Source organism: Subtercola endophyticus (assembly GCF_021044565.1).
Taxonomy (GTDB): domain Bacteria; phylum Actinomycetota; class Actinomycetes; order Actinomycetales; family Microbacteriaceae; genus Subtercola; species Subtercola endophyticus.
This window is the reverse complement of sequence record NZ_CP087997.1, coordinates 3,204,805-3,222,309: the sequence shown is the minus strand read 5'-3', so window position 1 is coordinate 3,222,309 and position 17,505 is coordinate 3,204,805. Positions and strand designations below refer to the sequence as shown.

General features: G+C 63.2%; 17 protein-coding genes. 8 read left to right on the top strand and 9 right to left on the bottom strand.

Annotation, left to right across the window (positions count from 1 at the left end; all coding sequences use genetic code 11):
- Positions 1-85 precede the first annotated feature (85 nt).
- The 3 genes from LQ955_RS14940 to LQ955_RS14930 are packed head-to-tail and all read right to left on the bottom strand — an operon-like array spanning position 86 to position 2,987.
- Positions 86-745, bottom strand: a complete 660-nt coding sequence (locus tag LQ955_RS14940; protein ID WP_231025293.1) for a TetR/AcrR family transcriptional regulator — start codon at positions 743-745, stop codon at positions 86-88.
- On the bottom strand, positions 745-1,191 hold the full coding sequence (locus LQ955_RS14935; protein WP_231025292.1) for a MarR family winged helix-turn-helix transcriptional regulator: 447 nt from the start codon (positions 1,189-1,191) through the stop codon (positions 745-747). Before LQ955_RS14935 ends, LQ955_RS14940 begins: the two co-directional genes overlap by 1 nt.
- Positions 1,192-1,214: 23 nt before the next feature.
- Positions 1,215-2,987 (bottom strand): MDR family MFS transporter, encoded by a 1,773-nt coding sequence (locus LQ955_RS14930; RefSeq protein WP_255713618.1) that lies wholly within the window; start codon positions 2,985-2,987, stop codon positions 1,215-1,217.
- Between the two features lie 235 nt (positions 2,988-3,222).
- Between LQ955_RS14930 and LQ955_RS14925 the strand changes: the two genes are divergently transcribed.
- Both LQ955_RS14925 and LQ955_RS14920 read left to right on the top strand, forming a co-directional pair.
- Positions 3,223-3,501, top strand: coding sequence for a type II toxin-antitoxin system RelE/ParE family toxin (locus LQ955_RS14925; RefSeq protein ID WP_231025291.1), 279 nt, complete (start codon positions 3,223-3,225; stop codon positions 3,499-3,501).
- Positions 3,502-3,517: 16 nt separating this feature from the next.
- Entirely contained in the window at positions 3,518-3,772 is a 255-nt protein-coding gene (locus LQ955_RS14920; protein WP_231025290.1) for a HigA family addiction module antitoxin, read from the top strand.
- A gap of 60 nt (positions 3,773-3,832) precedes the next feature.
- On the opposite strand, the gene LQ955_RS14915 is transcribed toward LQ955_RS14920, so the two are convergent.
- On the bottom strand, positions 3,833-5,254 hold the full coding sequence (locus LQ955_RS14915; RefSeq protein WP_231025289.1) for an O-acetylhomoserine aminocarboxypropyltransferase/cysteine synthase family protein: 1,422 nt from the start codon (positions 5,252-5,254) through the stop codon (positions 3,833-3,835).
- Between the two features lie 125 nt (positions 5,255-5,379).
- On the opposite strand from LQ955_RS14915, the gene LQ955_RS14910 reads away from it, so the two are divergent.
- Genes LQ955_RS14910 through LQ955_RS14900 form a run of 3 tightly spaced genes read left to right on the top strand, consistent with a single transcriptional unit; the run spans position 5,380 to position 8,498 of the window.
- On the top strand, positions 5,380-6,705 hold the full coding sequence (locus LQ955_RS14910) for an LLM class flavin-dependent oxidoreductase (RefSeq protein WP_231025288.1): 1,326 nt from the start codon (positions 5,380-5,382) through the stop codon (positions 6,703-6,705).
- 12 nt (positions 6,706-6,717) lie between these two features.
- Positions 6,718-7,614: a LysR family transcriptional regulator gene (locus LQ955_RS14905; protein WP_231025287.1), complete on the top strand. Its 897-nt coding sequence runs from the start codon at positions 6,718-6,720 to the stop codon at positions 7,612-7,614.
- 53 nt (positions 7,615-7,667) lie between these two features.
- Complete coding sequence (locus tag LQ955_RS14900; RefSeq protein WP_231025286.1) at positions 7,668-8,498, top strand: sulfurtransferase; 831 nt, start codon at positions 7,668-7,670, stop codon at positions 8,496-8,498.
- Here the strand turns inward: LQ955_RS14900 and LQ955_RS14895 are convergent.
- From LQ955_RS14895 to LQ955_RS14885, 3 genes are all read right to left on the bottom strand, one after another.
- Complete coding sequence (locus tag LQ955_RS14895; protein WP_231025285.1) at positions 8,495-9,523, bottom strand: methionine synthase; 1,029 nt, start codon at positions 9,521-9,523, stop codon at positions 8,495-8,497. The two genes, LQ955_RS14900 and LQ955_RS14895, sit on opposite strands and share 4 nt — an antisense overlap.
- Positions 9,520-10,518, bottom strand: a complete 999-nt coding sequence (locus LQ955_RS14890; RefSeq protein ID WP_231025284.1) for a putative oxygenase MesX — start codon at positions 10,516-10,518, stop codon at positions 9,520-9,522. Before LQ955_RS14890 ends, LQ955_RS14895 begins: the two co-directional genes overlap by 4 nt.
- Before the next feature lie 927 nt (positions 10,519-11,445).
- Positions 11,446-11,904, bottom strand: a complete 459-nt coding sequence (locus tag LQ955_RS14885) for a hypothetical protein (RefSeq protein ID WP_231025283.1) — start codon at positions 11,902-11,904, stop codon at positions 11,446-11,448.
- A gap of 181 nt (positions 11,905-12,085) precedes the next feature.
- Here LQ955_RS14885 and LQ955_RS14880 point away from each other — a divergent pair, with 181 nt between their 5' ends.
- On the top strand, positions 12,086-13,321 hold the full coding sequence (locus tag LQ955_RS14880; protein WP_231028163.1) for an IS256 family transposase: 1,236 nt from the start codon (positions 12,086-12,088) through the stop codon (positions 13,319-13,321).
- 120 nt (positions 13,322-13,441) lie between these two features.
- Here LQ955_RS14880 and LQ955_RS14875 read toward each other — a convergent pair whose 3' ends face one another.
- Positions 13,442-13,852, bottom strand: a complete 411-nt coding sequence (locus LQ955_RS14875) for a hypothetical protein (protein WP_231025282.1) — start codon at positions 13,850-13,852, stop codon at positions 13,442-13,444.
- Positions 13,853-14,075: 223 nt separating this feature from the next.
- The gene (locus LQ955_RS14870) at positions 14,076-14,447 is read right to left on the bottom strand and encodes a hypothetical protein (RefSeq protein ID WP_231025281.1); all 372 of its coding nucleotides are present in this window, start codon (positions 14,445-14,447) and stop codon (positions 14,076-14,078) included.
- 570 nt (positions 14,448-15,017) lie between these two features.
- Between LQ955_RS14870 and LQ955_RS14865 the strand changes: the two genes are divergently transcribed.
- Positions 15,018-16,202, top strand: a complete 1,185-nt coding sequence (locus LQ955_RS14865; RefSeq protein ID WP_231025280.1) for an LLM class flavin-dependent oxidoreductase — start codon at positions 15,018-15,020, stop codon at positions 16,200-16,202.
- Positions 16,199-17,458 (top strand): acyl-CoA dehydrogenase family protein, encoded by a 1,260-nt coding sequence (locus tag LQ955_RS14860; protein ID WP_231025279.1) that lies wholly within the window; start codon positions 16,199-16,201, stop codon positions 17,456-17,458. The genes LQ955_RS14865 and LQ955_RS14860 overlap by 4 nt, the downstream gene beginning before the upstream one ends.
- The last annotated feature ends 47 nt before the right edge of the window (positions 17,459-17,505 follow it).

The following is a 17,505-nucleotide window of genomic DNA, read 5'->3' as shown; positions in this document are numbered from 1 at the left end:
ACCACGCGCCGCGCCGCCCGCGAGAGCGACCGATTCGGACGAAAGCGACCGCCGCGGCGGCTCCTCTCGTCCGAAGAGGTCGCTGTCAGGAGTTGTCGATGCCCTGCATGGTGTGCACGGCATCGAAGAGCCAGTGCTCGAGGTTGTCGACGCGAGGGTCGAGCGGGGTGTCGAGCGAGCAGATGAGCGCCGCCATGAGCAACGAGGTGGCGAACCGGGCGCGGTCGGGGCTGGTTCGAAGTGTGGCGAGTTCGATGAACTGGTGGCGCAGATCGAGCATCATGGTGAACAACCCGGGCACGAGCTCGGGCCTGCGGGTGAGCAGTTCACGCAGCGTCTGGCGGTCGGCGCGAGCATTGTCGCGCGACTCTCCAGCCAGGTCGCCGCTGCTCTCGCTCAGCTGAGCCATCAACCGGCAGAGGTCACGCATCAGATTCTTTTCGCCGGCACCGCGTAAGAACTCCGCGCGCTGGGCGTCGCTGATCTGCACGGCGCCGATGCCCACGATGGCGGCGAACTTCGACGGGTAATAGTTGAAGAACGTGCGGCCCGAGACGCCGGCTTCTGAGCAGATGGCGTCGACAGACGCCCCCTCGACGCCGTTTTCGGCCACCAGACGCAAGGCGGATTCGTGAATGGCGAGCCGAGTCTCGCGCTTCTTTCGCTCCCGCAACGAGGGCGGCGCGGGGGCCAGATCGTCGACGGCTCTCTCGCCAGAAGCAGGGGCTGCGGGTGCGGTCACCATCAGTTCTCCGCCCTGCCCATGAACTTGTCGAGCAGGGTCGCGAAGGTGGTGAGCTCGTCTTCGCTCCAGCTATCGAATCCGCTGGCGAACCGTGCCCGGTTCTGCGACCGGATCTCGGCGAATCGAGCACCAGCGTCGGGTGTCGGCGAGAAGAGATCTGCTCGGCGGTCGTGCGGATCGGGCGCACTGGTGATGAAGCCGCCGTCTTTCAGGATTCTCAGCTGGCGGCTCACCAGACTCTTGTCGATACGGGTGGCCTCGATGATCGCCGCCGGAGTGACGGGATGCATCCGATCGATGACGCTCATGATCGAATACGCGCTCGGTGTCAAGCCCGGCGCGAACGCCGAAGCGTTGTCGCTCAGATTCGTGCGTACGGTTCGGATGAGTCGGCCGATGGCGTCTTCGATCGAACCGATGGCCTCGCTGCGTATTTTCGGCTCCACGACCCCCATCGTAGGCGCCAGCATCAGGAACGTTCCTGACTGCCGCCCGTCGCTTCCGCTGCTCGCGCGGCTCGTCGGGAGTCGGGTGCAGCGGCAGCGGCACCGGCAGCTGACGCGCCTCCTGCTGTCTGCGGCGAAGCGGATGTCGGTGCAGTGTCGTACTCGTCGAGCAGCGCCTCGCTCGTGGTGTCGCCGGCGACCTCGGCCCCGCTCGCCGCGATGAGCATCTCGGCGACCGACTCTTGCTCGGCGAGCTGTTCGACCGAAGTCTTGTTGCCGAGCTTCAGGTTGGGCAGAAAGGCGATGGCGACGATCGAGATGAGCGCCAGCGGAACAGCGAGCAAGAAGACATCTCCGATGCCCTCGCCGTACGCCGACTCGACAACCGTTCGAATCGGCGCGGGCAGCGTGCTGAGCTCGGGGATGCTTCCGCTGCTGCCCAGCTGGGAGGGGTCGATTCCGATGTTCGCCAACCCCTGGGTCACGAGCGTGGTGATGCGCGAACCGAGCACCGCGCCCATCACCGACACTCCGATGGTGCCGCCGAGGCTGCGGAAGAACGCGACGGAGGCGCTTGCGGTGCCGATCTGCCGGGCATCCACTGCGTTCTGTACGATGAGAACGAGGTTCTGCATCACCATGCCGACGCCGGCTCCCATTACGAACATGTAGACGCCCACCAAAACGAAGCTCGTGTCGTAACGGATCGTGCCCATGAGGGCGAGACCGATGGTGAGCAGAATCGAGCCCGCCACCATGTAGCGCTTCCACTTGCCGGTGCGGCTGATGACCTGACCGATGATGACCGACGAAACCAGCACGCCACCGATCATGGGAATGGTGAGCAGACCCGACTCGGTCGGCGTCTTGCCGCGGGCGAGCTGCATGTACTGGCTGAGAAAGACCGAGGTGCCGAACATGGCGACGCCCACAGAGATGCTGGCGATGACGGCGAGGTAGAAAGTGCGGTTCTTGAACAGGGTCATCGGGATGATCGGCTCTTTGACCTTGAGTTCGACGACCACGGCCGCGGCGAGCAGCACCACCGCTCCGGCCACCATGGCGATGCTCGTGACCGAGCCCCACTCGAAGTTGTTGCCGGCCAAGGTGATCCAGATCAGCAACAACGAGACGCCCCCGGCGATGAGCACAGCGCCGAGGTAGTCGATGGTCACCTTGCGGCGCACGGTCGGCAGGTGCAGCGTTTTCTGCAGCAGGATGATCGCCACGACCGCGAAGGGCACCGAGATGTAGAAGTTCCACCGCCAGCCGGCCGAGTCGGTGATCACGCCGCCCAGCAGCGGACCGCCGACTGTTGCGACGGCCATCACCGCACCGAGCAGGCCCATGTAGCGCCCGCGCTCACGGGGCGGGATGATGTCGGCCATCACCACTTGAACGAGAGCGGTCAGACCGCCGGCGCCCAGACCCTGCAGCACGCGGAAGAAGATGAGCATCTCCGTGCTCTGCGAGAGGCCCGCGAGCCCCGAACCGACGACGAAGATGACCAGCGAGAGCTGAATGAGCAGCTTGCGGTTCGTCAGGTCGGCGAGCTTGCCCCAGATCGGCGTGCTCACCGTCGTGGCGAGCAGCGTGGCCGTGACCACCCAGGTGTAACCCGACTGCGTTCCGCCGAGGTCGCCGATGATCTTCGGCAGCGAACTCGAGACGACCGTGCTGGCCAGCAGCGCGACGAACATGCCCAGCAGCAGTCCCGACAGCGGCACGAGAACCTGTCGCCTCGTCTTAGCCGCGAGTTCCGGTTCGTTCACGGTCTCGGTGATGTCTGTCGCCACTATGCTCCCTAATTGATCTGCGTCAACTATAAGGAGTTAATTGACGCGCATCAACCAACCGCTTCTCCATTCTGTCGGCACCTTCACGGCATCATAAGATGAGGAATACCCAAATAACTGAAAGGATCGGGCCTTGGCGCCTGACTGGAGGAAAAAGTGATTCTTGAAGACGTTCGTCTGCCGACAAACGCGCGACGGGGTGGTACTCCGTGCCGTTACGCGTTACAGTAGTCAGGTGATCAAGAGCTTTGCTCACAAAGGTCTTGCCGTGTTCTACGCGACAGGGTCTGCAAAGGGAATCGTGCCGCAGCATGCGAGAAGGTTGCGATTGATTCTCGCGACTCTCGATGACGCGGCCACACCCGCCGGTGCCGACTTGCCTGCCTTCGACCTTCACCCGTTGAAGGGAGAGCTGGCCGGAATGTTCTCTGTGAGGGTGAATGGCAACTGGCGGGTGATCTTTGCTTTCGATGACGAGGATGTGATTCTCGTGGACTATTTGGACTATCACTGAAGAGGAGAATGTGACGATGCACAACAGGCCGCATCCGGGCGAAGTGCTTGCCGAGCAGCTGGGTGAAGAAGGGCTCGGGCTGACCGTCGTGGAGGCGGCGTTGAAGCTAGGTATGTCTCGCCCCGCGCTTTCGCGAGTGCTCAACGGTCATGCGAGCATCAGCACCAAGCTCGCGCTGACCCTCGAAGCGAACCACATTGGCACCGCCGAGCTGTGGCTGAAGATGCAGATGCGGTATGACCTCGAACAGGCGCGCGCCAAAGCGAGCTGACTCGACACCCGAAACTGCGCGCACACGAACGCGAAACGGAGCGCACGTGAACGCGAGGCGTCAGAACGCGCTTTGCGGGGTGGGAGCTGGAGCCACGGGAGTGCGCACGGGGGCGGCGGCGGAGGGCGTCGGGAGGACGGACTGCGCGCGCTCGAGCAGAGCATCCGTGCGCCGAAGGGCGGCGAAGGCGCGCTCGAGGTCGTCGATGAGGTCGGCTTCGTCTTCGAGCCCGATCGAGAGGCGCACGAGGCCGGGGTGGATGCCCAGCTCGAGTCTTTGCGTCTCGCTGAGGTGAGCGTGGGAGGTCGTGCCGGGGTGCAGAATGAGCGATCGAACGTCGCCCATGTGCGACATGCGGCTGAACAACTCGACCGCGTCGATGACCGTGCGAGCGTCGTCGAGACCGCCGCGCAGCGTGAACCCGAACACCGAGCCGGTGCCGCGAGGATAGTGTTTCACCGCGATGGCGTGCGAGGGATTCGACGCTAGTCCCGGGTAGTCGACCGAGAGCACCTCGGGCTGCTGCTCGAGCCAGGTCGCGACGGCGAGGGAGTTGCGGCAGTGCCGTTCGACCCGCAGCGAGAGGGTCTCGAGCCCCTGCTGCAGCAGAAAGGCGTTCAGCGGCGAGAGTGTGGGGCCGAGGCGGCCGGCGATGATGCTGCGGGTGTACTCGAGGTAGGCCTTGGCGCCGAAGCGCTCGACCAGCGTCGGGCTGCCCTCGCCGTCTGTCGGCGTGGAGAACTGCGGGAACTTCTCGGGGTAGCGTGCCCAATCGAAGTTTCCGCCGTCGACAACGACGCCCGCGAGCGAGGCGCCGTGGCCGCTCAAGAACTTGCTCGCCGAGTGCACGACGATGTTCGCGCCGTGCTCGATGGGCCTGATGAGGTAGGGCGTCGACGCCGTGCTGTCGATGACGAACGGCAGGCCCTGTTCGCGTGCGAAGCCGGCAACGAGGTCGATGTCGATCAGGTCGTTTTTCGGGTTCGGAATGGTCTCGCCGTAGATGGCGCGGGTGTTGGGGCGCACGCGGCGCTTCCACTCGTCGAGGTCGTGTGGGTCGGTGACGAACTCGACCTCGATGCCGAAGCGCTCGAAGTTCTCGCGAAAGAGCGTTTTCGAGCCCTCGTAGAGGCTCGGGGTCGAGAGAAAGTGGTCACCCGACTTCAGTATGCCGAGCAGGGCGACGGTGATCGCTGCCTGTCCGCTGGCCACGAGCAGCGAATCCACTCCGTGTTCGAGCGCGGTCAGCTTGGCCTCGACGGCCTGATTCGTCGGGTTGGCGTAGCGCGTGTAGACCAGTCCGCCGTCTTCGCCCGCGAAGCGCTGCTGGGCGTGGTCGAAGGAGTCGAAAACGAACCCGGCCGTCAGGTAGATCGGGGTGATTCGTGCTCCGAAGTCGCCGCCGGTGATCTCGCCGGCGTGCACCTGCTCGGTGCTGAACCCGAAATTGTCTTCGCCGTAGGCCTGCTGGGTGGTGGTCATTGTTCGTTTCCGTGCTCTTTCTCGATTGGGCAACGCTACGGGGGTATGGCCGCAACACCCAGTCGCGAATTCACACAACGAAACATTGGCGCGAGTGCAGCCCAGAGTCGAACAGACTGAGATGCATGGCACACCTGCAACACTTCGGCTGGTTCTTCGGTCGTGGCTTCGGACCACAAGCGTGGGGGCGCGCCGACTACCGCTGGAACTACGCCTGGCAGCGCCCCGACATCTACCAGCAGTCCGCGCGTGAGCTCGAGCAGGCGGGGTTCGATCTGCTCATCATCGAAGACGCGCTTTCGCTCGGCTCGCCCGAAACGCTGAATCTGCGCGTCAACTCGGCCTATGGCGGCCCCAAGCACGACCCGTTGCTGCTCGCGCCCTACCTGTTCGCCGCGACATCCCACCTCGGTGTCGCACCGACCGTGAACGCCGGCGCCTACCCGCCGTACGTCGCAGCGCGGCAGTTCGCCACGCTTGCGCACCTGAGCTCGAACCGCTTCGGCGTCAACGTCGTCACCGATGTGAAGAGCGCACGACACTTCGGCCTCGACGAGCTCGGCCACGACGCGGCGTACGATCGTGCCGAAGAGTGGTTGAGCGTCATCCGCCGGCTCTGGCACAGCTGGGGCGAGGGCGCCTACCTCGGCGACCAGGCCACCGGCCAGTTCGCCGACGCCTCGAAGCTCGACGCCTTTCACCACGAGGGCGAGTACTTCACCCTGGACGGCCCGCTCAACGCGCTGCCCTTCGACGAGGGTGTCGGCGACCCGGTGGTGGTCTCGCCCGGCGGATCGGGCCGCGGGCTGGCGTTCGCCGGACACCAGAGCGATGTGCAACTGGCGCTCGCGTCGCTCGACACCGAGAGCGTGCGGGCCTATCGCCAGAAGATCCACGACTCGGCGGTGGCGCACGGTCGGCGACCGTCAGACATCAAGATTCTGTTCGTGATCAAGCCGGAGATCGTCGACAGCGACGCAGAAGTCGACCGGCTGGTGCTCGAGTCCGAGCATCCGTCTGACGAGGTGCTCGTCAGCGTGCTGGCGGCGCAGTCGAGCGATCTCGAGACCGACCTGACGGTGCTCGACCTCGACCGCCCCCTCGGCCCGGGCGTCTTCGCCCCGCACGTGTCGCAGGGCACCATCAACAACCTGGTGGGTCGCGGCGGCGATCTCGAGAACGACACGCTGCGGCAGATCGCCACTCGCAAGGCCCGAAAAGGCAGGCTCTCCGACGGCTCGGGCTTCGTCGGCACCGCCGCCCAGTTCGCCGACTTCGTGGAGGGGCTCGGCGAGACCGCCGACAACGACGGCTTCATCATCAACGGCGACTTGCACCCCGTCACCCTGCACCGGATGCTCGACGAGGTCGTTCCCGAACTGCGAGGCCGTGGCATCCTGCGTGACTCCTTCGGCGGTGGCGGCCTGCGCGCCAATCTTCAGGACTTCTAGGATGTGCGTCTAGTGGCCGACAGCCTCGACATCGTGCAGCTGCGCACCTTCGTCGCGATCGCGGATTGCGGCGGATTCGGCCGCGCGGCCTCGGCGCTGCACCTCAGCCAGCCCACGGTGAGCCAGCATGTGCGGCTGCTCGAGCGCAAGCTCGGCCAGACTCTCGTTGAGAAGGCCGGGCGTCAGGCGGCATTCACCGCCGCGGGCGATCGGCTGCTGGTGCAGGCCCGGCGGATTCTCACCGTGCACGACGATGCGTTGCTCAGTCTCGATGTGTCGCACGAGCGCACCATCGTGATCGGTTCGACCGAGACGGCCGCAGACCAGATTCTGCCGCAGCTGCTCGAGACGATGCGCGACGCCTTTCCCGACAGAAAGGTGCAGTTTCTGATCGATCGCTCGACGCAGATGGAAGACGCGGTGGCTCGCGGCGCCATCGACCTGGCGATCGTGCTCGGCCTGTCTCCCGATGCTCCCGGCAGCCCGGTGGGCACTCTGCCGCTCGACTGGTACTCGGCCCCCGGATGGTCGCCGCCGACCGATTCCGACGAGTGGCCACTCGTCGCCTACGTCGCGCCCTGCGGAATGCGCCAGCGCGCGCTCGAGGTGCTGACGGCACACGGGCGCACCGTTACCGTGGTCGCCGAGTCGACGAGTCTGGAGGGCGTCATCGCGGCGGCCCGTGCGGGGCTCGGCGTTGCCGCGATGCCGAACGCCGGGCATCCACCTGACGGGCTCATCGTTCGGCGTGACCTGCCGTCGCTGGGGATGATGACGCTGCGGCTCGCAACGCGGCGCGGGCTCGACGTGGAGATCGAGCAGGTGGCGCTGGTGGCCCTCGAAGAGTTCTTCGCCACGCACACGGTGGCGCCGCCGCCCCTGGTCTCTATTCATCCGTCGTCGTTCTGATCACCCGTTCGCTGTCTACCCCTCTCCCATCGAACCTGTATAGAAGGAGCACCATGTCGATTCTCACCACCGCCGAAGAACTGAAGTCGCTGATCGACTCGGGCGCACCCGTTCGGGTGCTCGACGTTCGCTGGCGCCTTGGCGGCCCCGCCGGGCATCCGCTCTACCTCGAAGGGCACATTCCCACAGCGGTATATGTCGATCTCGACACCGAGCTCGCCCGGCACGGCGAACCGGCCGAGGGCCGGCATCCGGTGCCCGAGATCGCCGACCTGCAGGCTGCCGCCCGCAGCTGGGGCATCAACGACGGCGACACGGTCGTGGTCTACGACGACCTCAAGAACCTCTCGTCAGCCCGGGCTTGGTGGCTGCTGACCAACGCCGGCATCGCCGATGTGAAGCTGCTCGACGGCTCGCTGCGCGCCTGGACCGGCGCGGGCTACGAGCTCGAGTCGGGCGAGTCGAACGTCACGCCCGGAAACGTGACACTCGAGTACGGCTCGCTGCCGACGCTCACCATCGACGAGGCCGCGGCCTTCCCCGAGGTGGGCGTGCTGCTCGACGCCCGCGCCCCGGAGCGATTCCGCGGCGACGTCGAGCCGATCGACCCGCGGGCCGGCCACATTCCCGGGGCTTTCAATGCGCCGGCGACCGCGAATGTCGACGCGAACGGGCACTTCTTACCGGCCGACGAGCTGCGTGCGCAGTTCGTGGCGGCGGGCGTGCGACCGGATGCCCCGGTGGGCGTCTACTGCGGCTCGGGTGTCACGGCAGCGGCCGACGCGGTGGCTCTGACTCTCGCGGGCTTCAAGCCCGCCCTGTTCCCCGGCTCGTGGTCGGCCTGGTCGAACACCCCAGACCGACCCGTCGCCACCGGCGCCTAAGCGGAGAGCTCGTTTCGAACGATCTCTGCCCCTGCTCCGAGCGCCGTGAGCTTGGCTCGCGCGACGCCCCGGGGCAGGGGTGCCATTCCGCAATTGGTGGAGGGGTAGAGCTTGTCGGCGTCGACGAACTGAAGTGACTCACGCAGAGTATCGGCCACCTCTTCGGGCGTCTCGATGGTGGTGGTCGCCACGTCGATAGCCCCGACCATCACCTTCTTGCCCCGGATGAGCTCGATGAGGTCCATCGGCACGTGCGAGTGCTGGCACTCGAGCGAGACGATGTCGATACCCGACGCCTGAATCTTGGGGAAGATCTTTTCGTATTGACGCCACTCTTGGCCCAGAGTCTGCTTCCAATCCGTATTCGCCTTGATGCCATAGCCGTAGCAGACGTGCACGGCTGTCTCGCAGGTGAGCCCTTCGATGGCCCTCTCCAGAGTGGCGACGCCCCAGTCGTTCACTTCGTCGAAGAAGACATTGAAGGAGGGCTCGTCGAACTGGATGATGTCGACGCCAGCGGCCTGCAACTCTTTGGCCTCCTCATTGAGGATGGCGGCGAATTCCCAGGCCAGCTTCTCGCGACTGCGGTAATGAGCGTCGTAGAGGGTGTCGATCATGGTCATCGGACCGGGGAGGGCCCACTTGATGGGCTGGTCGGTGTGCTCGCGAAGAAACCGAGCATCGTCGACGAAGACCGGCCGCTCGCGGGTCACAGCGCCGACCACCGTCGGCACGGAGGCGTCATAACGATTGCGGATTCTGACCGTCTCACGTCTCTCGAAATCCACTCCGCCGAGGTGCTCGATGAAGGTGGTGACGAAGTGCTGGCGGGTCTGTTCGCCGTCGCTCACAATGTCGATGCCGGCCTCGCGCTGGTCTGCCAAAGAGAGCCGCAGGGCATCCTTCTTGCCCTCGGCCAACTGCTCATCGTGCAGCTCCCAGGGTGACCAGAGAGTCTCGGGCTGCGCGAGCCACGAGGGCTTGGGCAGGCTGCCGGCCGTTGAGGTGGGAAGAAGCTTGTTCACAGCCGTTCTCCTTGCAGATCGAGATAATGCAGCGCGAAGTCAGTCGACCATTGTTCGAGGGCTGCCTTGTGCGGCGTGATGAAGTGCTCGTCGGCGAACCTGCCCTGCTCGAGCCCCAGTCGGCTGCGCTCTTCCCGGTCGTAGTCGATCGGCATCGCCGAAAAATCCGGATTGTGAAGGCTCGGCCGATACGACTCCCCTGCCGCGGAGTTCGCGTTGTAAATCTCTGGCCTGTAGATCTTCTGAAATGTCTCCATCGTGCTGATCGTGGAGGCCAGCTCGAGGTCGGTGTAGTCGCCGAGCAGATCGCCGAGGTGGTAGAACGCCAAAGGCGCCACGCTGTTCGGCGGCATGAAGAAGCGCACCTGCAATCCCATCTTCGCAAAGTACGCGTCTGTCTGGGAGTACTCGCTCTGCCGATACTCGACGCCCAGAATCGGGTGCTGGTTCTCGGTGCGGTGGTATGTCTTGCTGGTGGAGACACTCAGGCAGATGACGGGCGGCTTGGCGAAATGCTGCGCGTAGCAGTCGGAGCGCACGAAGCTCTTGAACAGGTTTCCGTGCAGGTCTCCGAAGTCGTCGGGGAGGCCGGGCCCGAATTGACTCGTGTACTCGGGGAGCAAAACGCTGAAGTCGTAGTCCCGCACGTACGACGAGAAATTGTTGCCCACGATGCCCGGCACACGTTCGCCGGATCGGTGGTCCACGATCGTCGTCTGCAGTACCTCGATCAGCGGCAGCGCGTCGAGACTGCCATCGAATTCGACGCTCACAGAGATAATGTCGAGTTCGAGCGAGTATCGATCGCCGCTTTCGTTCTCCGACGAGGCGAGATCGTTCATCCGGTTGTCGATCATCGTCAGCGCGCTGCGCAGGTTCTGTTCACGATTCTCGCCCCGGGCGAGGTTGGCGAAGTTCGTCGTAATGCGCGTATCGCTGCGGGGGCGATAGTTCTCGTCGAAACGAGTGCTCTCAAGTGAGAATGCTAGATGCACGACAGACCGATTCTGTTCGGGCGAGCCAAAGCGGCCCGCTGAATTGTTGTTCAGGGAGCCGCAGCGCGTGCCCGGTGTTCTTCACCCGGGCGCAAGGCTTCGCGTCGTGCTGCGATCCCCCCGACAGTAACCGTCTGCGAGGCCAGTTCACAAGTCGTGGCCCGTAACATTTCGACCCATGACGGGCCAGAGCCCCTCTTTCCACCTTATTGGCCTTCTTGGGCCGTCGAGCATTGCTGGCTACTTGACAAACGTGGAGCCCCTAACCTCTCCAGTTTGGATGTCGATATCTACTTTGTAGCCACCCCAGGTGTTCGCTGCCAGGGAGCCGCCCCGAGATATCTCAAAGGATACGAAAGCGTCGCCTTCGTGGGTCTTAGGAACGGATGCGTTCCGCTGCGGTCGAAGACGCCGGCTCAATGTGGGTGGTTTAGATTCCGATTCAACATTCGGTGATCCCGGGCGTTGCCTGAAGCATCCCGAAAATCGGTGGTCATCGTATTCGCATGAGTTCAAGTGCCCTCGGACCTTGAATCACTGACCATGAAAATCGATCCAAGATTGCGTCGTATGGCCCGACCTCGATGTTTGGTGGAAGGGCAAACGTTCTTCTTACGAATTCGGTGTCTACTTCACGCTTGAGCTGACAGATCCAGCCACTTTTGTTCAGAACGAAATCTTGCCCAATGACCTCATTGCCCTTCCCCACAAGCGCAGAAACTATAGGCAAGAGGTTCTCATAGGGGCGATCCTCTACCGAAGACCATTGCTCTATCGCTATCTTTGAGCCCGTCATTTACCTGGTATCCCAACCATCAGTTTCGTAGAAATAGGCGTGGTAAACCGTGAAAAGTTTGCGCATCTAACGGGTTGTCCCCGGCGCGCTCACTGTTCTGGGCGAGCTACGCTTCCCTTCGCAAACCCGATCTACAAGTGGACCGAGGGCCACCCCGAATCGGAAAGGTTTGACCGGAATTGCTTAATCCCTCCGGCGGTTCCGCGTGAGTCAAATTCTCGCAAAGCGGAAACAAACATTTCAAATCCCGATAGCTCTGTAAACGGACGCCCTACAGCCACCGCATCGTATCCCGGCGGCCAGTCGGTATTCCTACACGGCAGCCACTCTAAGACGGCCAGATCTCCGGTATCGGTTTGCACTTCTACCTTCTGACCGCCCTTCCACACGCTGGATATCCCCTTCATCAGCCACAGGCATCTGATCCAGTTGAACCAAGCCGCGGGGTCAGTAGTTCCTCCGTCCGCCCAGACACTTCGATCGGTGTCACCGATCAAAGTGGTCAGGTCGTCGCCAGCGGTGGTCTCGAACTTTTCAAGAAAGAGCAGCGAACCATCTCGAATCTCGAGTGCCGAAAATCCCATGTCCATATGTTCACCTTTCACTTGAGGAAGGGTGATGAATTCTGTCCAGCGTTGGTGATCTCAGGTTGCGTCCCCGTGGGTGGTGGAATTTTTGGCTAGCTGAGCGTCGTGTTGTCGACGTGGTGAGCCATCGTGCGATGGTCGATGAGCACCGACTAAAGCTACTCATGGAATGGACTCACGCACGATGGCTCTGGATAATTCTGCCTTGCTCGAGCTGCTTGGCCAACTGAAACTCACTGATGTCAGCGACCGGGTCAGGGTCGCGACCGAAACGCTGTACCAAGAGCTGATCGACGCGGAAGCTGCCGCGTTCATCGGCGCCGGACCCTACGAACGCAGTACCGATCGGGTCACGCAACGAAACGGGGTCCGGCAACGCCTGCTGAGCACAACGGCTGGGGATCTGCAGCTGAAGATCCCAAAGCTGCGGGCGGGCACGTTCTTCCCGTCGCTGCTGGAACGCCGCCGACGGGTTGATCAGGCACTGTTCGCAGTCGTGATGGAGGCGTACCTGCACGGCGTCTCGACCCGAAAGGTCGACGATCTCGTCAAAGCGCTCGGCGCCGACACCGGGATATCGAAATCGGAGGTGTCACGCATCTGCGCTGACCTCGATGCCGAGGTCGCTGCGTTCCGGGACCGCGACCTTGCCGGGCAGGCGTACCCGTACGTGTTCCTCGACGCAACCTATTGCAAAGCACGCGTGAATCATCGGGTCGTGTCACAGGCGATCGTTGTCGCGGTCGGTGTCGCCGCTGACGGGCACCGTGAAGTCCTCGGTTTCGACGTCGGTGACAGCGAAAACGAGGCATTCTGGACCGAGTTCCTCCGCGGCCTGAAAGCCCGCGGCCTGAACGGCGTGAGGCTCGTGATCTCCGACGCGCACGCCGGCCTGATCAAGGCGATCACCGTGACGGTGCAGGGTGCGTCGTGGCAGCGGTGCCGGGTGCATTTCATGCGCAACGTGCTCGCGGTGATCCCGAAAGGATCGCAGGAGATGGTTGGCTCGATCATTCGCACGATCTTCGCCCAACCCGACAAAGAGCACGTGAACGGCCAGTTCGACGAGGTCACGAAAATGCTGGAACGCTCCCACCCGAAAGTCGCGACGATGCTGAACGACGCCCGCCCGGACCTGCTCGCGTTCGCGAGCTTCCCGCCGAAGCATTGGCGTCAGATCTGGTCCACGAACCCGCTGGAACGGGTGAACAAAGAAATCAAACGCCGCACCGACGTCGTCGGCGTGTTCCCGAACCCAGCAGCGATGCTCCGCCTCGCCGGATCTGTCCTCGTCGAGCAGCACGACGAATGGGAAGCCGGCGAGCGACGCTACTTTTCCGAAGCCTCAATGAAGGAACTCGACACCACACTCAACGAGGTCGAGGAGGTGGTTGTTATCCCAGAACTCGCTGCCGCATAATCAATGAATTGATCCCCGCACGGTGTCGAGAAACTCCACCACACAACGGGACGTGACCTGATCTCATTGCCATTCCGGACCCCTGCTCATACCTCAAATCCAGCAGGGCTCATCACTGTTCTACGTAAAATTCCTGCCGAATGCCACGAGATCGTCCCTTATCGAACCGCTCTTTGGCAAGCGGCTCCACCACCACTGAGCAGGACGTTGTTTCGAAGCGAAGCTGACCACCAGTTCATCGGGATCTTCAATCGTGATCGCCTTGAAGACCCGATCAGCCGCAGTTAGTCCGGCTGCGTTGGCGGCGTCAGAAAGAAGGGGAAATTCGTTGAGCGCATCAGAGACTCGATCTCGTAAAATCAGCGCAGCAACAAGGTCGTGCGGGGTCCAAGAGGAATCCGAATTACTTGTCATGACTTCATTTCGCAATCGCTCGACATGCTGACTCCACGCACTTAAGAGCTTCGATAACCTGATCTCGCGCGTATCGGAAAGGCTCACCATGACGTTGTCGAGCGTGTTGTCACCCATTGCGCACCTCATTTACCGGGGTAGTATGCGGCACTACGCCAAGGGTTGTCTTCGTTGAAGATAACCCTGGTCCCGCCCGTATCGAACTGAACAGAATTCTGTCCATCAGACCCATTTCTTGGGCTTCGTCGGACGGAGTATCGCGGGCAGCTGAACTAATCGCGCATAGAAGCGGCAGAAGACCGTAGACGGTTTACTCGACCTATCAGAATCAGTCGCTAAATCACTCAAGCTCGACCTCAAAGCGATCAGCGTCGATTTTCATTGCACCGAACTCGCCCGAAACCGAGTACCGCTTACCTTGATTTGAAAACTCATCGAGATGGCCGTAGTCGATTTCATTGTTGGCGTCTCGTGCTGGTACTAACTCTCCCTGACGCGACCAATCGCAATGCGTAACGCCGTGGAACACAATTCTGCCTCGTCTAAAGCAGAACTGGGAATCAGTGTCGGGCGGCGCGTAACTTGGATGTTCCTCGGTGAGCACGAAGTCGAACGAGATCCATACATTCGATGGGAACGACTCGACGTTCAGTACAGAGCTGTCTTCGAGGTCAATGCCAACAAGCTCGGGAGATTCAGCACCTATGCTCATTGCCCGAGATCCCAAGTGATCGAGGTGTGGTTGCTTGGACTCTTCCTCGTGACGCTGTTTCCATGCTGACAGTGAGATCCGTCAGTGCGGTCACGACAAGAGAGCGAACGTGCGCCATTAACGCCATTAACAGAGCCCCGAAACCAATCATGGCAAAAGCGACTATTTGTTGTTTTTGCCCCCCGAAAGAGAATAAGCGTCTGCGCGAGGAAGATCAAGTGCACGATCGATGGAGAGACGGCGGCGGCGAACCATCGCTGGGGCTGATCGATTCACATTAGGTAATACAGTTGGACGCCCTTTGGGACTGCGAAGTAGTTTTGGGGTTATGTCCGTGATCGCTCTCGAAACCTCGCCCGTTGCGGCTGAGTCGATGATGCGCGCACGAATGCTGAGCGGGAGCGTCGCGTGTCGATGTTCCTGTCTGTGTTCAGCAGCCTGAGGCTCCGCTCGAGCTTCGCCGCCTGATCACCCTCACCTCTCTCCCGCACTGACGCGGCTCGTTGCCACGTTTGTTCTCTCTGCCGTTTTCGGCATCTGCCCCGCCGGCCCCCATCAGAAAGCACACCCATGTCTGTCGAATTCATCAGCGCCATCAACGTCAACGCCGCCAACGAGATCAATGGCGTCAATGACTTTCGGCTCGACCCCGTCTACCTGAAGCGTTACTCGCGCATTCTCGAAGACGGCGGCTTCGATTACACGCTGGTGCCCTACGGTTCGCCGGGCCACGACCCGTTCACCATCGCCGCGGCGGTCACGCAGTACACCGAGCGCATCAAGCCGATCATCGCTCTGCGCCCGAACACGATCTACCCGACGGTGGCCGCGAAGGCGTTGGCGACGCTCGATCAGCTGAGCAACGGCCGGGCCGTGGTGCACTTCATCGCAGGCGGCAGTGACGCGGAGCAGGCGCGGGAGGGTGACCGCCTGAACAAGACCGAGCGGTACGCGCGGCAGGAGGAGTACATCCAGATTCTCCGCAAGGTGTGGAACAACACCGAGCGCTTCGACCACAAGGGCACGTATTACTCGTTCGAGGATTTCGTGTCGGTGGTCCGGCCGGTGAACGGTACGATTCCGATCTCGGTGGGCGGATCATCCGCTGACGCCTACCGGGTCGGAGGAGCGCTCGGCGACATCTTCGGGCTCTGGGGCGAGCCACTGAAAGAGACGCAGGAGCAGATCGACCGCGTCGCGGAGCAGTCCCGTCTCGCCGGTCGTACCGATACGCCGCGCACCTGGGTGACGTTCCGTCCGATCATCGCGCCGACCGAGGAGCTCGCCTGGGAGAAGGCGCACAACACGCTCTCGATTCTGCAGGAGCGGGCCACAGGCGGAACCAGTAAGGGTTCGCTCTGGCGCCAGGTGCCCACGGGCAACGCGCCGGCCAACGTCGGCTCGCAGCGCCTGCTGAACATCGCGGCCGGCGGAGACCTGCACGACCGCGCTCTCTGGACTCCGACCGCGACGGCCACGGGAGCTCAGGGCGCCTCGACCGCTCTCGTCGGCACACCCGAGACGGTGGCCGCGGCGATTCTCGACTACGTCGACCTCGGCGCCGACCTCATCTCGATCCGCGGCTACGACAACCTCAACGACGCGGTCGACTATGGCCGCTACGTCATCCCCCTGGTGCGCGAAGAGCTCGCGCACCGCGAACGCACGGGCCAGAAGGGCTCGCTGCAGGCCGAGCACCTCGGCGGTCTCGCCGAAGGCAGCGTTGCGCTGGCAGAAGCGAGCGTTCGGTCATGACCCTGCTCGAATCGCGGCCGGGTGACGGCCGGGCGGATGCCCAGCAGAGCACCGGCGCAGAAACACTCTTGCCGCCCGTCGACACCAGCCCCGCAGCCCTCGCCGCGGTGACCGCGAAACTCGCCGAGACCGCTGCCGAATACGACCGCACCGGCGATTTTCCCTGGGCGGGAATCCAGGTCGTGCACGATGCCGGGCTGCTACGACTCGGCATCGGCGAGGTCTACGGCGGCCGCAACGTGTCGAGCAGCGAGTTCGCCCGCGTTTTTCAGGCGCTCGGCGAGGGTGACCCGTCGGTCGCCCTGCTGACGGCGATGACGGTCTTTCAGCACGTCTTTCAGGCGCAGTCGACCGCGGCGACCGGCGGCGTCGAAGCCGACCGCGGACTCTGGCCCGCCGGCGTCTATGAGCGGCTCGTCGCCGAATCGCTCGAGCGCCCGTCGCTGGTCAACGCCATCCGCGCCGAACCCGAATTGGGCGCTCCGGCCCGCGGCGGCCTGCCCGCCACACGCGTCGAGCGCACCGACACCGGCTGGCTGCTCAACGGTCACAAGGGCTTCGGCACCGGCTCTGAGGGGCTCGTCTATCACGCGGTCTGGGCCGCCACCGATGACGAAGACCCGCTGATCGGCCACGTCATCGTTCCCGCGGGCACGCCGGGAATCGAGATCGTGAAGACCTGGGATCACCTGGGCCTCCGCGCCACGAGCACGCACGACATCATCTACACGAACGTCGAGGTTCCGTTCGAGAACTTCCGTGGTGTGCCCCTGTCGAAGGCGCCGAACGAGAAGGGCGGATCCGGCGGCATCGGCCTCTCGATCAGCGCTCTCTACCTCGGCGTCGCCCGCGCCGCGCAGAAGTTCTTCACGACCTTCACCAACGAGCGGGTTCCGAGCTCGCTCGGGCGGCCGATCGCCACGACTGAGCGCATCCAGTCGATCGCCGGCGAGATCGAGGCGCAGCTGGTGCAGGCCGAAGAAGTGCTCTACGGCCTCGCATCGCGCATCGACCAAGGCGATCAGGATGCCCTGCAGCGCTCGCTGCTCGCGAAGCTCATCATCACCCGCTCCTCTATTACTGCCGTGCAGACCGCGGTCGGCGCCCTGGGCAACCCGGGCCTCACCCGCAACAATCCGCTCGAGCGCCACCTGCGCGACGTGTTGTGCTCGCGGGTGCACCCCCCGCAAGACGACGCCGCTCTGCTGATCGCCGGCAAGCGCGTTCTCGCCTCGTACGTTTCTCCGGTCGTCTGACGCGCTCCGCGCCGACGCCTGCTCACCAGCACCACCTGTCCACTCCA

What these genes read in the sequence shown, in the direction of transcription:
- LQ955_RS14900 (WP_231025286.1), top strand. Translation starts at nt 7,668, where the DNA reads ATGTCGATTCTCACCACCGCCGAAGAACTGAAGTCGCTGATCGACTCG.
- LQ955_RS14885 (WP_231025283.1), bottom strand. Translation starts at nt 11,904, where the DNA reads ATGGACATGGGATTTTCGGCACTCGAGATTCGAGATGGTTCGCTGCTC.
- LQ955_RS14880 (WP_231028163.1), top strand. Translation starts at nt 12,086, where the DNA reads ATGGCTCTGGATAATTCTGCCTTGCTCGAGCTGCTTGGCCAACTGAAA.
- LQ955_RS14915 (WP_231025289.1), bottom strand. Translation starts at nt 5,254, where the DNA reads ATGACCACCACCCAGCAGGCCTACGGCGAAGACAATTTCGGGTTCAGC.
- LQ955_RS14910 (WP_231025288.1), top strand. Translation starts at nt 5,380, where the DNA reads ATGGCACACCTGCAACACTTCGGCTGGTTCTTCGGTCGTGGCTTCGGA.
- LQ955_RS14940 (WP_231025293.1), bottom strand. Translation starts at nt 745, where the DNA reads ATGGTGACCGCACCCGCAGCCCCTGCTTCTGGCGAGAGAGCCGTCGAC.
- LQ955_RS14865 (WP_231025280.1), top strand. Translation starts at nt 15,018, where the DNA reads ATGTCTGTCGAATTCATCAGCGCCATCAACGTCAACGCCGCCAACGAG.
- LQ955_RS14860 (WP_231025279.1), top strand. Translation starts at nt 16,199, where the DNA reads ATGACCCTGCTCGAATCGCGGCCGGGTGACGGCCGGGCGGATGCCCAG.
- LQ955_RS14875 (WP_231025282.1), bottom strand. Translation starts at nt 13,852, where the DNA reads ATGGGTGACAACACGCTCGACAACGTCATGGTGAGCCTTTCCGATACG.
- LQ955_RS14870 (WP_231025281.1), bottom strand. Translation starts at nt 14,447, where the DNA reads ATGAGCATAGGTGCTGAATCTCCCGAGCTTGTTGGCATTGACCTCGAA.
- LQ955_RS14920 (WP_231025290.1), top strand. Translation starts at nt 3,518, where the DNA reads ATGCACAACAGGCCGCATCCGGGCGAAGTGCTTGCCGAGCAGCTGGGT.